We start from the raw sequence: 16,189 nt of genomic DNA on the forward strand, positions 1-16,189 counted from the left end.
CTAGTGGTTCATCACAGTGATTTTGACGTTTTGATACCGAGCCATCCGAGGATAGGCAACTTTTCGGGTGGCAAGAGGATCTCGATGCTTCGAGCGACGCCGGGCTGGCGACGAATGAACCCGTTGCGTTCGAGGGTGAGGATCATCTGGTGGACTGACGGCGGGCTGACGCGGAAATGCCGCTGGATGTCGGCCTCGGCGGGCGGCTGTCCGAACATGTACGAGTAGGTATGGATGAAAGCGAGATAGTGTCCCTGCTTCTCGGTGAAGTGCGCGCCTGATTTTTGACTCATAGCTGGATTCGTCCCGGCCTCCGACAAGGAGGCGAAGCATGAATGTACGTTATCGGGTCGAATTGAGCCAAGCCGAGCGGGACGAACTGACGGCAATGCTCGGCGGCGGCACGCATTCCGCCCGCAAACTCAAACGGGCTCAGATTGTGCTGGCGGCCGATTCAGGCAGCTGCGACGCGGAGATTGCCCGAACCGTCCGGGTCAGCCTTTCCACCGTCGGCCGGACCAAACGCCGTTTCGTAGAAGGCAATCTGGAGCGGGCCTTGAGTGAGGAGCCGCGTCCGGGCGCGGAACGCAAGCTGACAGGCAAGGAAGAGGCCCTGCTGGTGGCGACGGCATGCGCCAAGCCGCCCGCCGGCCGCAAACGCTGGACGCTGACATTGCTGGCCGACGCGATGGTCAAGCTCACCGATCACGCCAGCCTGTCGGGCGAGACCGTGCGCCGCCGGCTGGCCGACAACGACCTCAAGCCGTGGCGCCGGGATATGTGGTGCATTCCTCATGTCGACGGCGAATACGTCGCCCGGATGGAGGATGTGCTCGATCTCTACGCCGAGGCGCCGGATCCCGAGCGGCCCCTGGTTTGCTTCGACGAGACCCCAGTCCAGCTGATCGGCGAGGTACGCCAGCCGATCCCTGCCCAACCGGGACAGCGCGAGCGCTACGATTACGAATATCGCCGCAACGGTACCGTCAATCTCTTCGTCACCTTCGATCCGCATCGCGGCTGGCGCAATGTCAAGGTTACAGACCACCGCGCCGCGGTCGACTACGCGCACTGCATGCGCGAACTCGTCGACGTCCACTATCCCAATGCCGCCTGCATCCGTGTGGTGCAGGACAATCTGTCGATTCATACGGCCGGCGCGCTATATCAGGCATTTGCGCCTGCCGAGGCCCGTCGCATCCTGCGCCGCCTCGAGTTCCACTACACCCCGAAACACGCCAGCTGGCTCAATATGGTCGAGTGCGAGATCAGCGTGCTGCAGCGCCAGTGTCTCGGCCGTCGCATCGACGATCCCAAAAGGCTTCGAAAAGAAATCGCAGCATGGCAACGGCAGCGAAACAAGGCGCGAGACCGCATCAAATGGATGTTCACAACCGACAAAGCCCGCGCCAAACTCGGTCGCGCCTATCCAGTTGCCGCCAAAGAGTCAAAACCACTGTGATGAACCACTAGGCCGTAGCGATCGCCTAGACGGTGTCTCGTGAATTGGGTGGCTTGATACACCTGCATTGAAACCGCTCTGCTTAATGTCGGCATGCGCAGCAGACAGATGATAAGATGCAGCACACCCATGACTGAGCTGTTCGGTCCTATCGCCATAGCAAGATCGCGCGGGACACTGATCTCTACAAGTTCCGTCTATTTGCCCAGTTCGATCCGGCTTTTAACGGACGACGATCGCTGAGACGCCTCCGTTCGACCTCGACAAAATTCTTAAGACGCTGTTAAGTCGTCCGCATTTCCAACGGAGTCGGTATCGTCTGGCTCTCCGGGCAGAGTGAACTGAAAAACTGCGCCCCGAGGCTCTTTCGCGTCCGCCCACATCCGTCCCCCATGGGCCTCGATGATTGAACGGCAGATGGCAAGCCCCATGCCCATGCCCTGGGCTTTGGTGGTGTAGAAGGCCTCGAACAGGCGCTGTATGCTGCTCCGATCCAATCCTGGGCCGGAGTCTCGCAAGCTGACCAGTATACTGTTCGATCCAGATCTAGCAGTACTGATCAGCAGTTTCCGCACTCCCTCATTTGCTCCGCTCATCGCCTCGACGGCATTGATGATCAAATTGAGGATCACTTGTTGGAGTTGAACCCGATCTGCTTGAATGAGCGGCAAGGCTCCTGCAAGCTGTGTTTCCACCGTGACACTATTGTTGGTCACTTCCGAGCGAGTGAGCGCTATGACTTCAAGCACTACGTCGTTGATAGCCAAGGGTGACTTCTGTGGTGGCGCTTTCCTGATTAGCGCGCGAATCCGACCGATGACCTCTCCGGCCCGCACACCGTCTTTCATAATCCAGCCGAACGTTTGTCGGACCCGCTCTAGATTCGGCGGCTGAACGTCGAGCCAGTTTAGGCCAGCCCCCGCGTTGCTGACGATTGCGGCGATCGGCTGGTTGACCTCATGCGCAATCGACGCCGTCAATTGGCCCATTGTGGCGACGCGGTTGGCGTGTGCAAGTTCGATAAGGGTCTCGCGATAGCGCCGCTCGCTTTCGCGGGCTCCGGCTTCCGCTCGCTTGCGTTCGGTCAAATCAATGACGAAAGTGACCCCTTGGTCCTGTCGCTCGTCGAAGGCAGCCGCCCCGATCAGCACCGGCACGCGGGTGCCATCCTTGCGGACGTACTCCTTCTCAAAGGCCTGGATAATTCCGGTCGCCTGCATTTCTGTCCGGGCGCGCGCGGTACGCTCATTCCATTCCGTCGGCGTTAAGTCGGTCCAGCGCACCCGGCCGGCGACTAGATCCTCTCGGTCGTATCCGACCATCTTGAGGAAGGCATGATTTGCCTCGATGATGTCGCCCTCCCCGCGGAAGATGAAGATCCCGATGATGTTAGCTTCGACCAGGCGCCGGATCTTCGCTTCACGTTCTTGAACTTCACGGTACAAACGACTGTTTTCCAGCGCTATTGCTGCTTGCGAGGCGATCAGCTTTAGCACCGAACTCCGGGCCAGCGCGAAGATATTGGGGGCCAAGTTGTTCTCGAGGTAGAGCATGCCGATGAGCTTGGCCTGAGTGAGCAAGGGCAGGCACAGAACGGAACGGGACTCGTGCTCGCGGATATAGGGGTCATCGGCAAATGAAGAGTGGTCAGCGGCATCGTCGAGAATGACATTTTCGCCGGTGCGCATTACATAATGGAGCACTGACTCTGGGAGATCTGCCCCGGTCACGGGTTGCTCGAGCGTCTTCACAAGGACTACTTGGCTTGTCGCAGTGGCCTCTGCCTCGATCCGCGGCTCATTCCCGCGCAGCAGAATCAGCAGGCCTCGTTCGGCGCCGGCTTGCTCGATGGCGGTTCGCATCAGCGTATCGATCAATCTTTGCAAGACGATCTCACCAGAAATCGCCTGCGACACTTTGATTACCGTAGCCAGGTCGAGATGCTCAACCGGCGCCCCGATGCTCGTGCCGGACAGGGCTCGAGCTCCATCTTCCTCATTCAAGAACGGATACAAATCGTCGAGCTGGCGCACTTTACCATCCGCTCCCCAACGCAGGTAGGCGTGCCGGGCATCTCTCAGGTAAGTGTGCGCGATCCTGTCAAACCCGCGCGCAGCGTAGAATCGCCCCGCAAGTTCGCAGGCGATTGCCTCATGGTGGGGAAACCCATTCGCTGCCGCGGTTCGGATGGAGTGTTCGTAGAGGCGCATTGCATCTGCGTCACGGTTGTCGAGCTTCGCCATTTCCGCTGCGACCAGGGCAGCTCGGTGTTCAAAATTCTGGGGGCAATTTGCTGCCCAGGCCTGCAGCCGTTCGTAATGGGCGAGTATGATGTGTCGGTGCTGCTGTTCTACTCTCATCTCTGAGCTGCCGGATTGACAAGAGTGAGACAGCGCGCCGTAGAAATGAAAATCTGCCGTCGTGCCTTCTGTCGGTATGGTCCATAGTCGGGGTTCTGCCTTCAGCCTGGCATTGATAGCAGCAAGATAGTCACCGGCGAGAAAACGCGCCTGGAGCTTGCGGGTCCAGTAGATCGCCTCGAGGGCGGGTTGCGCGGGGCTATGCTCGAACGAGCGCTCGAAGGCCAGCTCCTCAAATTCCTGATCGTCAAAAGAGCCGAATGTGCGCGTCAAGCCGCGCATGGTCCGAACGAGTCCGAGCTGCAGAGTTATAATGTCAGCTGCGAAGCGAAACTTCATCCTTCGAATGGTAGTGAGGTTCTTCTCTATTTCGCTTTGTACGTGTTTGAGAGGATCGCCGGCGCTTAACATGTTTGCGGTCAGGTGAGCCAGGCTGTAGGCCTCATAGATGAGATCGCCAACTTCGATGGCTGCCTGGAACGCTCGCGAGATCAAGTGGCGACCCGCCCGGACATGTTTGATCCATGGCATCACGGTAGACCCGAACGCCAAGTAGACTGGAGCGCGAAAGCGGGCCAACCCGCGGTGATCGACCAGATCGCAGGCGAGCTGACCAAAACGATAAGCCCCTTGATAGTCGCCGAAGCGCCCCCCTAAGACTCTGCCGAGCCAAGCATAGTGCGCGCACGAAGCGTCAGAATTGCCGTTATCGAGGCTGAGATTCACTGCTCGGCATATGACCAATGTCGACAGATCGGTGTCTGTAAATACGGCGGGAGGCAGGATCCGCGTCAAGACAGCTAGAGTGCCAAGGCATGTCTCATCTGTCATTGAAGGCAACTCTGCGATCTTTTCAATCTCGCTATCAGCGAGCTTTGACCGCATCCGCTGATATTCTGATTGCGCCTGCTCCTGCGTTGGACGTGACGACCACTCGATGCCGACGCTACGGAGATACTCGAGACCTATCGCCACTGCGCGCTCGTTGCGGCCAAGCGTTAAGTACAGATCCACCTTCAAACATGCTACATTCGCTTGCTCGACCGCATTTATAGAGCGCATGGAAAGCGCCGACAGCCGTTCTTCCGCGACATCTAGCTCACCGATGAGGAATTCGCATTCGGCCCGATTCAACTCCAGTGCGAAGGCAAGTTCGTGCTGGCTCTGCCAGGAGTCTTTCGCGAGCAGCGCGATGCCAGCGATCAAGTATGTGAGCGCTGATGCGTAGGCTCCGGACGCTTTGGCACGCTGACCGGCGATCAAGTTGAACTTGGCGAGCTTCTCTCGCTCCTCATCGGAGGTTATTAAGGCCAGGCCTCGATCAAAATGATTGACGATATTGAAGATAGCCTCTTGAAGGCTTTCTGGCGGCGTATGGGCCAGGAGCATCCGGCCGATCCGAAGATGGGCGGGAGCGCGCGACGCCTCTGGGACCGACGAGTAGGCTGCCTCCTGGACGCGATCGTGGACGAAGCTGTAGGAACTTCCATGCCGCTCGATCATATCCTGACGGATCGCCGGCCAGAATGCCGCCTGTACCCGTGCCTGAGAAATGCCGAGAACAATCGAAAGCTCCGAGGCCTCGGCTATGTTGCCGAAACAGGCGAGCTGCCGCAGCGCATTCTGCGTTTCGATCGGCAGCCGAGTGAGCTTCCCCACCATCAGGTCCACCACATTATCGGTGTAGCCCTTGGCGTGAATGCGCTCAAGATCCCACGTCCAGCGCGCCGCGTTGTGATCGAACGTCAACAGTTCCTCTTCGGCGAGTGCAGAAAGGAACTGAATGACGAAAAATGGATTGCCAGCAGTCTTCTGGTGGACCAACTGTGCGAGCGGTTCTGCGAGCTTTGGCTCGCAGCGAAACGCATCCGCGATCAACTGCCCAACATACTCAGAGGTGAGTGGCGGCAGCGTGATCTCCTCGACGTTCTCGCCGGAGCTCTTGATCCTATCGAGCTTGCGCTGCAGCGGATGGCCCGCATCAACCTCGTTGCTCCGGTAGGCACCGACGAGCAGCAGATGCAGATCGGCCCCGATCAGAACATGCTCCAACAGGTCAAGCGTTGCGGCATCAAACCACTGCAAGTCGTCAAGGAAGAGTACCAACGGATGGTGCCGATGGGCGAAGACACCGATAAATCGGCGGAACACCAGTTGAAAACGAGTTTGTGCTTGTCGGGGCGGAAGCTCGGGAACGGCGGGCTGTTCCCCGATGATCAGCCTTAGATCGGGAATCAGGTCGACGATGAGCCGCCCGTTTGGGCCGAGCGCCTCCAGGAGCGCGTTGCGCCACGTCGCGAGCTCAGCGTCACTCTTGCCGAGAAGGGGGCGGACGACACCCTGAAATGCCTGGACTATCGTCGAATAGGGGATGTCACGCTTGAATTGATCAAACTTTCCAGACGCGAAGAACCCGCGCGACGGCACCAGCGCTTTATGCAATTCCTGAACAACGGACGACTTTCCGATGCCGGAATAACCGGCGACAAGCACTAATCTAGGCGCGCCGCTCTTCACAACGCGGTCGAAAGAGGCAAGCAAAGCCGCGCTCTCGGAAGCTCTCCCGTAAAGCTTCTCTGGGATCAGCAAACGATCCGGGGTGTCCTGCAAGCCCAGCTGAAATGGCCTGATACGTCCGTCGCTGGACCATTCGACGAGACAGCGCCGCAGATCGTGCTCAACACCAGCGGTCGTTTGGTAACGGTCCTCGGCAGTCTTGGCGAGTAGTTTCATGACGATCTGGGAGACCGGCTCCGGGATGCTTTGGAGTTTCTCTAGTGGTGCTGGCGGCTTTCTCGCGATATGACAGTGGATCCACTCCATAGGATCTGACGCGGCGAATGGCAGGGCGCCTGTGAGCATTTCGTAGAAAGTGACGCCGAGTGAGTAGAGATCACTGCGAGAATCGATCGATCGATTCATCCGCCCGGTCTGTTCGGGCGCCATGTAGGGCAATGTGCCGGTGATGAACTCGGGCGGCTCACTCGGCTGCCGCTCGCGCGGATAACGCGAAGCAAGACCAAAGCCGGTAAAGCGCACCTGTCCGTCGCGGCAATTCACCAGAATATGAGCGGGCTTCACGTCCTTGTGGACTAGGCCAACTCGATGGAGCTTGCCTAAACTTGCAGTGATACCCACGGCTAGACGCAAAAACCAGTTCAGCTCCAAAGGTGCGCCTAGCAACTTAATCAGTGGCTCGCCGAATGGATCCTCCAGAACCAAGGTGGTTCGGCCAGCTTCGCGCAGTAGCTCCAAGGGACGCACGGCCCAACGCCCATCGAGCTCATTCCTCAATTCATACTCATGGGCAAGACGGTCCAGCGTGGCGCGCGCAGGATGGGCTGCGGCCGGCCGTACGGCCAGCACTGCGTGCCGGCCACCCTCCCGACGCCACCCGCGGCGGAAGACGCAATCGCCGTCCTCCCATAGGACCTCCGAATCGTCATGCCCATCTATGTCGAACGGAGGTGAGCTGAGGGGATCCTGCGACATTCGAACGTCCGGTGAGGTTTGGACATGAATCTGCCACATCATGCGCCACATGACAATTTCCGCTCGTGCGCAGAGTTTGGCAATTTCGCTTAGTTGCGGGATAGGAGCCGGTCCCGGCCACCCGATCCTATAATGGAGGAAGCTGCGTCCGGGAGCCACCGGCCGGTGCGCCCTGTATCCTGCCAATATTTGGTCGCAAAGATTGCTCCGGCAACGCTTCCCGTCTCAACGGCAGCATGCCTTGCACGTGCGGGATTGAATAGCCCTTTCCGCTGTGAGGCCGATGGGTCCGTGTCGAGAAAGCATGACGAAGGCCCGCTGATTCCGTTTCAATACCGGCCCGACCTCACGATCAGTTTCCGTCGGCGGCAAGAAATAACGCAGAACCGAAAAATGGCACTCCGCCAATTTATGCACGGAACTGGGTGCGTACTCTCTGATGCCGACCCGTTTGTACGACCGCAGCGAATGTCGTGATGCGGCGCGAAAGCGGAAAATCGTTCTTCAAGGCGGCGCTTTGGTGCAGAACCTTAGCCGTCTCTAGGACTTCTGACATGGATGAAGCGCACTAGTTCAGCGCGGGGGTCGAACTCAAGATCTGCTAGAACCGAGATGACAGCCTGCACACCGTTCCTCACTTCCGCCGTGTGTGTCACGTATCGCGATGTATCTTGGGCGCGGCATCCGTCTCGTTTGCGGAACATAAGACTTCACGTAGGCTGGCGGCATCATGCGGACTAGGTGCTGCAGCGAGCTAATCCGCCGTGCCCAGAGTTGGCGCGTGCAAAAGCCTTGAAAAGATTCTGAGAGAATTATGATCCTTAAGCGGACGAACCCAGTCGTGAACCATCTCGTCGCGGCCCCAGGGTTGTGCTTTCACGAGCAATACATTATTGGGCCCCCAATGCTCATAAGTTCTAATCAGATTCTCCGCCTTGCAACAGAGGATCCGCTAACCCGATGATCAAAGCTTGGCTGGACTTTCCGATATTTGAATTGTTCGCGGTTCTCATTACCCTTTACGCAACGACTGGCGCTCTCATTGTAATCGCGAGTTTCAGCACTGCAACGATTGTGCTGGTGCGCCGCGTAGAAGGCGTCGTCGCTCCGTTTTTCGGCACGGTCGGAGTGTTGTTCGCGTTCCTGACCGGATTTCTGGCCAACGATATAACCGAGCGCAACCGTCAAGCGGTCTGCGCGGTGCAAACAGAAGCGGCGGAGCTACGTAACGTCTACGCTGTTAGTAACGCGTCCGTCTCGGACATGGGCAGCCTCCGCTCAGTGCTTGCGAAATACGTCGCCGCCCTCGTGGACGACGAATGGCCGGCGATGGCGCGGGACCAGGAGGCCCATTCGGTTGTGTCCGCGTATGACGCCCTGCTGCGAGAAGTGAGCGATCCACGGATCGCTCAAACAGCGGGCGGGGCAGTGCAGACGGCCTTGCTAAATGCCGCAGTCGGAGCGGGCAGCGCGCGCTCCGAACGGCTCGCGTTGGCCTCCGACCGCACGATCGATGCCAAATGGGTTCTCGTCCTAATCCTTGGCGTGGTGACACAGATATCGATCGGGTTGGTACACTTGAGTAAGGCTGGTGCGCAAATTGCGGCGCTAAGCGTGTTCTCAATCGCGGTCGTGATGGCGCTGGGACTCATTGGTCTGCAAGAGCGTCCTTTTTCAGGTGACATCCGAGTAGAACCAGGACCTCTGGCTGAGGTCGCCAAAATCGCAGTGGAATGAGGATGCATCAGCTTATCGCGGTTAACGCAAACCATTCCGGCATTGTCGCAGCCGGGAGATTTGCGTAACCGCTCGCCCCTGCGCTTGAGCGAGGACGAGAAGCTGGCGCCTCGCCTCTCACCCACATCATCCCGTGAGACCTCACGCGGGTCTTTGGAGACGACCTGGCCGGCGAGCGCCAATACAGCGGAGACGGTCGAGTAATATTTGTCATGTCCACGTCGTTTGACGACGTGTTCGGGGTGCGGCGGGTGAAGTCTGCGCGACCAAATCGAACAATGGATAAGTGGGCTAATGAGCGAAGCGTCTCGATCTTCGAGAGATGTCGTGTGTTGGAACAGTTCCTGATGTAATTGGTAGCTTGTCGTGAGGGCAGGCAGCTGGCTGGTCTAGATGAGTGCGGGCGTTACGCGGTCGCTTGTCCGGCCTGATCTGCATTGCGTTCTGGTGAAAAGGCCGTTGAGCGTCGCAGCGGTCCTCACGACGGCGTTCCGAGCAGCGCGGCGTACCCGTCCTTCCGGCTGACGAACGATTCATTCTGCATCGAGCGATTATCTTCGATATGACGCCAGAGCTAATGTTATTCTCGTGTAGGTCTGCTGACAGGCACGGCATTGGAGTGTGAATGAAGTCTCCTGATGCGGCTGGATAATAATCGGTCGGCTCCGCTTGATCGCGCCCGCACGTTGTTGCCGAGCTTTCAAACTGCGCGCCGAGCTTTCCTCGAGCAAGTGCAGATATACGCGGGTATACTCAACTATACGCTGGTATAGGTGTGCAATAGGCCGCCGGATCGGCGGTGCGCAAGAGAAAATCTTAATTGAAATTCGATACGACCACTTATGTTGGATTCAAGCGGCGGTCGGAATTATGTGGCACAATCGGATATCAAATCTCGCTCTGGCATTGTCGGTCCCAGCGGCAACAGTTGCGGCTAATGCAGATGCGCTGTCACTTCACTTCTGGGGCGGACTCCTTCTCGGCGGTTTGATGTTGGTCCTTTCCTTCGTGATGTCCACGAGACGGGAGGCGGCAGCAGTGACCTTGGACGAAGCGATGGCGATCAAAGCTTTCGAGTCGATCAAAGATGGTATTACAATTTATGATGCCGACCGGTGTGTGCTCGGCAACGACGCTGCAGCCCACATTCTCGGGCTGTCCAATGCAGAAGAACTGAGAGGATTGGATATCGCTTCGCTTTCCCTGGATCCTCAACCGAACGGCAAGACTGTTGCGCAGATGTTTGAAGAGACCAATGAGGTTGTGATGAGGTCAGGCCACGTCGCGATCGAATGGTGGCTCCGGCGCAAAGATCAGACCGCCATTCCGGTCAGGATTAGTCTTGTCGTTTCGAAATTCAAAGGCCGTCCTATAGTCGTGTGTGTTTGGCAGGACATAGCCGATCTGGTTCGTATGCGCGAAGAAAGGCGAAGTCTTGCAATGAGATTTGATAGCGACGTGTCGCGGGTCGTCGACGTTGTGGCGAGCTCAATGCAGGACATGAAAGCGGTTGCATCAGAAATTACAGCTTCGACGGACGATGTCTGTCATCGCACTAAAGCCATGAGAGAAATGGTGAAAAAGACCGAAGAAAACTCCACTGCCGTGTCTTCGGCTGCCCAGGAATTCTCAGCCTCGATTACCGAAATCAGCCGACAAGTGTCGACGGCAGCGAACATTTCGCAATCTGCGCGCGACAAGACTGTGCACGCTGAAACAACATTAAGTGGGTTGGTTGAGTCGGTGACGAAGATCAGCAGCGTCGTCCAAATGATCGAGGGCATAGCATCGCAGACCAATTTGCTGGCGCTCAACGCCACCATCGAGGCAGCACGAGCTGGCGAAGCGGGTCGAGGCTTTGCAGTGGTGGCGGGGGAAGTGAAGAATCTCGCTGCACAGGCAGCAAAAGCGACTAGCGAGGTTGATACTCAAATTCTCGCTATCCAACAAAAGACGGAACTGGCGACTGCGGCGATGGGTGCCATCGCTGACATAGTCGATAAGGTGCAGGAGATCTCGAGCAGCATATCGGCAGCGATAGAAGAGCAATCGGTTGTGACGAACGACATCTCAAGAAGTATCACCAACATCAGTGCTGATATGCGCGAAACATCCCGAGATATTGACCAACTAAATGATGCATCGCGCGCTTCTGGCTTATCGGCGGGTCATGCTGTTGGGAAGATGACGCATTTGAGCAGCAATATCGCTTCATTGCAGGGGCAGGTCAGCGACTTCTTGACAAAAATAAGAGCTTAGGGCGTGGGCTCATAAACCGTGATCCAGGGGCGGGTTGATGCGAGTGAGACCGCAGCGAGGAAGTTGCGTGCGAGCTTGTCGAAGCAGGGTGCGATGCGTGTGGAATGCTTGAGCTTGCAGAAGAAGCGCTCGACTAGATTGCGCTGGCGGTAGATACGGCGGCTGACGGAGCATTGGACGACGCGCTGACTGGTGGAAGGGACATGAGCCTTAGCGGCGCTGGCCAGGATCATGTTCAGGACAGCGTCGGCGTCGTAGCCACGGTCGGCCACGACATTGCGGCATTTGAGCCCTTCCAGCAAAAACGGCGCAGCACGCAGATCGTGAGCCGGACCGGGGGGTAGCACCAGCCGAACCGGCAATCCTTTCTCATCGATAGCGGCGTTGATCTTACTGCTCAGTCCACGAGGACGGCCGATGGCGTGATCTTCGCCCCCTTCTTATGCCCCTGCGCGACACCGCGTGACTTGTCGGCAACAAACGCTTGATCAAAGCTCATTCACCAATCGCTCAGGTCAAACCGCGCCATCTCACCCCCCCCCATCTCTGCGGGGAGAGAATCGCTGTTCGCGCGCTAACGGAATCCCGCTATGAGTACATTCGCAGGAAGAAAAAAGCGTGATTGGCCCCATTCGGTTTGATGCTAAACGGGACAATGCGGCCTCCCGGCTTCGTAGTCAATCGGTGGCGCGACAACATGATCAAAACAGTCGAATAGACTCGACGGCTAACGTACCCCGCAACCCGTGCATGAACATAAAATGCTCTGCGAGGCCGCTTGGCAATATGAAGCGTTCACAGGCTGCATTTCTCGGTACGCTAAGAGCGAATCTCGGCTTGCTCTGGAGTGTTGGAGGCGGCGTCGCGCGGCGAAGCCAGGCGAGCGGCTTCCTCCACCAAGACCTGGCGCATCCAGATGTTTGCTGGGTCGGTATTGTGAACTGATGGCCATTGAACCGCCTCGGTAAAACCGGGAAGTGGTAACGGAAGCCTCGTGATCCGCAAAGGCATCGACTTTGCGAAATGCTTCACCAGCGTTAAGGGCATGGTCGCTATTCGGTTGGTGCCAACTAGCATGTGAGGGATCATGCTAAAGCTCTGCACGACGACTTCCACACGTCTCCTGACGCCGTGTTCTTGCATAAACCATTCGTCTACGGAGGGCACGCGAGAACGCCCCAACCTGACCGCAACGTGTCCCATAGACATGTATCCCTCGAATGTAAGCGGCCGCGATAGCTGCTTGTTCGAGCGGCAGCCCACGCACACGAGTGTCTCGTCAAAGAGCGCCACTTTTGGATGCACGTCCGACATGTATAAGTCGGGCACGATAAGAAAGTCGATTTCGCCGCGTTGGAGAGGGTGATCGAACGGGTCCGCGTGAGGTGTCAACTCGAATCGGATCCCGGGAGCATCTCGCGCGACACGCTCCACCACATTCCGGATCAAAACGATCGTAGCGAAATCGGAAAGGCTGATCCTAAAGCGTCGATCAGATTGACTTGGCTTAAAGGTTTCTCGGGAAGTAATGGAGACTTGGATGTGAGCCAGAGCTTCGCGAGTTGGACCCGCGAGGGCTTCCGCGCGCGGTGTCGGAATAAGTTCGCGGCCGCGCATTGTAAAAAGGTCATCTTTGAAATACGAGCGTAGGCGCGCAACAGCCGCGCTCATGGCCGGCTGGCTTAAGTTGATCCTGCGTGCTGCCGCCGTGAGATTGCGCTCGGTCATCAGAGCATCGAGCGCGACAAGCAGATTTAGGTCCAAGCCCCGGAAGCGCATCGTCATCTATCCGCAGTGTAGATTTATCTCATCCAAAGAGGCGATTTTACCAGTTCGCGCTGCGCCGGTTAGGAAAACCCCAGCCTTTGAGCAACGGGCAGGTTTCGGAGAAAACAAAGCGTGGCGCTGCAGGTCGCACGGCAGGGTGATGTCGTCCGCGGGCGCGCGGAATCGCTCGAGCTTTATCATCGTGTCATACTCGAAGGGCATCGCGTTGAAGGCATTTTCGATCGTCCCCGCGAACGGTCTCTCAGCGCAAATACGACTAGGCGTTGTGCCCTGCTTCGGAAGACGATTCCGCGTCACCAAACTGGTCGCACGCATCAAGGCCCCTTTCGAAGGTCGGGCGGAGCATATGCGGCCGCAACGACCGACATCGTCCTATCCCGCTCGCTGACGACGTTATCTGTAAATTCGGTGTGCAAGCCAATGTTTGCTGCGGCGAGTGCGCCGACGTTGCGGCGTCCTCGCAGAACCAACCTCTGCGAGAGAAGTAGTACAGCATCAGCGCTTGCCGTGGCAACTAAAGGCCGCGACAATACTGTCGCGAGAACCAACGAATAAACCATCGTATAGTGTTTCCATACATTCCGATAGCGCGTGCGTAGTGCGACGTGACTGGGCAAGCCTGTCGTCTTCTGCCGTCCTAGTTGAGCCGGGTCGTCGCCAAGGCTGGGCACTTAGCCGGGCTAGACGAGGCCGTACATCCCAGAGAGTGCATGCACGTGGTGCTGTAGCAGAGCACTTTGCTTTTCGACCGCTAAATGCAGGGACAGTAACTGTTGGATGCGGCGAAAAGGAAAATTGAAAATATCGGGAAGGGACTGCCCTTCGAAGACGCGGCACAGAGCGCCCTCTATGCAATAGGCCGGTATCGGCGATTTTCCTGCGACTGTATCGAGCGAACACAATCGTGCTCCTCCTTGATCGCCCGATGCGTATCTAAAGAATGCAGCAAGAAGAAGGAGATACATTCATGCGCCCTCAAGTAACGTTGAGGACGTGCTGAGAAAATGAGTTACAGGTCGCCGACCACGTCGAACTATCTGAGTTGCGAATTCAATGCCAAGCCCTTTGAAGGCAATCGAGGCTGAGCCCGGGCGCGATATCAGAGCTTCGCCTAATTTACCACGATGATCGCGGCGTAGCAGGGCGCGCGGGCGGCCGCTTCATCAACGTTGGCGAAGTCGATGTATGTTGGCGGCTGAATCGGATTATAAGCGGTGCGTCCGGATGTTGAGGGATGCGGCATCATGTATCCTGGAGCAATATACCTGCTGCAGACGTCTGCCGCTCCTTCGGCTTTCGGGCTGTCAGGCAAGCGTTGCAAAAAAGCACGTTGAGCGACTCGACGGCTTTTTTCATTGCAGCTCGATTCTCTACTTAAGAAGTTGAACGCGCGAACTGCACTGATGGGAGTGTGCAGGAGGTTCTGCAAGTGACGGTGCAGTGGGTGTATGTGGATCAGCCTTCACTCGAATGGAGGAAAAGGTGAAGGCGCGGAGAGAAAGGATGAGTGGTGAGGCACAAAACGGCATCGCCCGATATACTTGGTTTAGGCGCCCCGTTGCCTTCGATTTTCTGTTCGATGTCATTGTCATGATCGCCTCGTGCGTCGTTCTGGTATGGGGATCTTTTGTGTTGTGACGCGCCCGCCAGTGCGCGAAATTGCCGCCGGAGAGGATAGTACTGAGACTCTTAGGAAGGTTCTTTTCATTAACCAGTTGAGAGCCAGACGGCCGAACTAGGCCCCCCTTGCGGCAACCGCGTTCAACAGGTCAGCGATCGATCCTCGCAACCTGCTCCAATAACCTTCGTGCGATCCCCTTGCGCCACAGCTACAAGGACCGACTGATTGCGGCTAAGCTCCGGTTAGTCTCGTCGATAGCGTGAAGCAATGCATAGTAGCGCGTAAGAACTTTGGTTTTGAGGAACTCTGGCTCGCTTTGCCAGTAGCCAAGTGCCGCTTCGAACCCCAAACCAAGTTCCTGTCCTTTATTGGCTATCACGTCGGCGGCAAGTGCAGGAGAGCGGGTCGCTATGACGCGCTCACACAGCGTCGGACTGGTAAGACGTCGCAACGTAGCCAGACGGCCTCGCTCACATTCTCCGCGACGAGACGTTCGGGATAAAGTGATTCTTCCTCAGGCTTCTCCACTGACATATCCTTGCCCTCGTTGTCCGACGATCGGTGCAGATGTAGATCATCTGTGTGCCGTCGATTCCGCTTCCACGAGTTCATAGCTCGTGCTGCGGCCTCCTGCTGCATCTTTTTGCGAGGGTATCTCGGGCGCGTGAGCAAGGAGCTAGTCCCCGATGCCGTCAGAGAAGGTGCTGGCTCCGAAGCGGTCTGCGGCATCGCCGATCTCAAGAAGCAAGCGATGGTCAAGGGAGCCGAGGAGCTGCTGGCTGGCGGCCCACGGGCGATGGCGGCAACTCGTTCTACAGGGTGTTGCGCTCATCTGTTGCCCAGTGTCAGTCATCCACGTCGTAAAAGATAGTATCGGCCGCCGCCGAGCTTGTGTCCGAACCACCTGAAGGCGGCGGACTCCAGGCCGAACCGGCTGGCGATGAAGCTTTGGCCTCAAGTTCTTCGATATGCGCGTCTAGTTCGGCGTACAGTTCGGCGAAAGCCTCGTCGTCATCGTCAATTTCGAAGTAGCGCTGCGCAATCCGCAGATTCTCTCTGAAATCCGTGTACATCCCGGCTTCGTCGTCCGAGGAGAAGCGGCCCAGATCACTAAACACGCTCGCCGGATCAGACAGCCACTCCTTGCGAAACCGCTCGGCGTAGTCGGTAAATTCTGCTCCTTTGAAGAGTGGCTGTAGGATTTCATCCTTTAGAGGCTTGGCATCGAGCGACTGGATCGAATGATCTGAGATATCTTTGACCAAACGGAGCCGGCTTTCCTCCGGTAGAAATTCCCAAGGCGCCATTGCAGCGAGCAGTAGGGTGCCGCTGACCGGAAAACCGATCGCGGAGACCTTCGATGCCCACTCGAAGATATCCGGTCGAACCTCCAGAACCATTTCAACGAAAGCTCTCTCGCATCGGCCACCGAGGAAGGACCCCAGCCCTTCGTCCAGCGGACAGCTCTTC

General features: G+C 57.3%; 8 protein-coding genes. 3 read left to right on the forward strand and 5 right to left on the reverse strand.

The window, feature by feature from the left end; genetic code table 11:
* Window positions 1–11: 11 nt before the first annotated feature.
* A complete protein-coding gene (locus AXW67_RS33295; RefSeq protein WP_063675745.1) occupies window positions 12–293 on the reverse strand; it encodes a LexA family protein in 282 nt (93 codons plus the stop codon).
* Between the two features lie 38 nt (window positions 294–331).
* Between AXW67_RS33295 and AXW67_RS33300 the strand changes: the two genes are divergently transcribed.
* Window positions 332–1,462, forward strand: coding sequence for an IS630 family transposase (locus tag AXW67_RS33300; protein WP_063675747.1), 1,131 nt, complete (start codon window positions 332–334; stop codon window positions 1,460–1,462).
* A 272-nt stretch (window positions 1,463–1,734) separates the two neighbouring features.
* On the opposite strand, the gene AXW67_RS33305 is transcribed toward AXW67_RS33300, so the two are convergent.
* The gene (locus AXW67_RS33305; protein WP_063681362.1) at window positions 1,735–7,314 is read right to left on the reverse strand and encodes a trifunctional serine/threonine-protein kinase/ATP-binding protein/sensor histidine kinase; all 5,580 of its coding nucleotides are present in this window, start codon (window positions 7,312–7,314) and stop codon (window positions 1,735–1,737) included.
* 960 nt (window positions 7,315–8,274) lie between these two features.
* Here AXW67_RS33305 and AXW67_RS33310 point away from each other — a divergent pair.
* Window positions 8,275–9,051, forward strand: a complete 777-nt coding sequence (locus AXW67_RS33310) for a bestrophin-like domain (protein WP_063681340.1) — start codon at window positions 8,275–8,277, stop codon at window positions 9,049–9,051.
* Between the two features lie 1,038 nt (window positions 9,052–10,089).
* The gene (locus AXW67_RS33315; protein WP_161491321.1) at window positions 10,090–11,310 is read left to right on the forward strand and encodes a methyl-accepting chemotaxis protein; all 1,221 of its coding nucleotides are present in this window, start codon (window positions 10,090–10,092) and stop codon (window positions 11,308–11,310) included.
* Here AXW67_RS33315 and AXW67_RS41160 read toward each other — a convergent pair.
* From AXW67_RS41160 to AXW67_RS33335, 3 genes are all read right to left on the reverse strand, one after another.
* The gene (locus AXW67_RS41160; protein ID WP_082906054.1) at window positions 11,307–11,729 is read right to left on the reverse strand and encodes a transposase; all 423 of its coding nucleotides are present in this window, start codon (window positions 11,727–11,729) and stop codon (window positions 11,307–11,309) included. The genes AXW67_RS33315 and AXW67_RS41160 overlap by 4 nt on opposite strands.
* Window positions 11,730–12,129: 400 nt before the next feature.
* Window positions 12,130–13,089, reverse strand: coding sequence for a LysR family transcriptional regulator (locus tag AXW67_RS33325; protein WP_063681364.1), 960 nt, complete (start codon window positions 13,087–13,089; stop codon window positions 12,130–12,132).
* 2,475 nt (window positions 13,090–15,564) lie between these two features.
* Window positions 15,565–16,119: a hypothetical protein gene (locus AXW67_RS33335; protein WP_145928042.1), complete on the reverse strand. Its 555-nt coding sequence runs from the start codon at window positions 16,117–16,119 to the stop codon at window positions 15,565–15,567.
* Window positions 16,120–16,189: the final 70 nt, after the last annotated feature.

It is taken from the genome of Bradyrhizobium neotropicale, from assembly GCF_001641695.1.
GTDB classification, from domain to species: domain Bacteria; phylum Pseudomonadota; class Alphaproteobacteria; order Rhizobiales; family Xanthobacteraceae; genus Bradyrhizobium; species Bradyrhizobium neotropicale.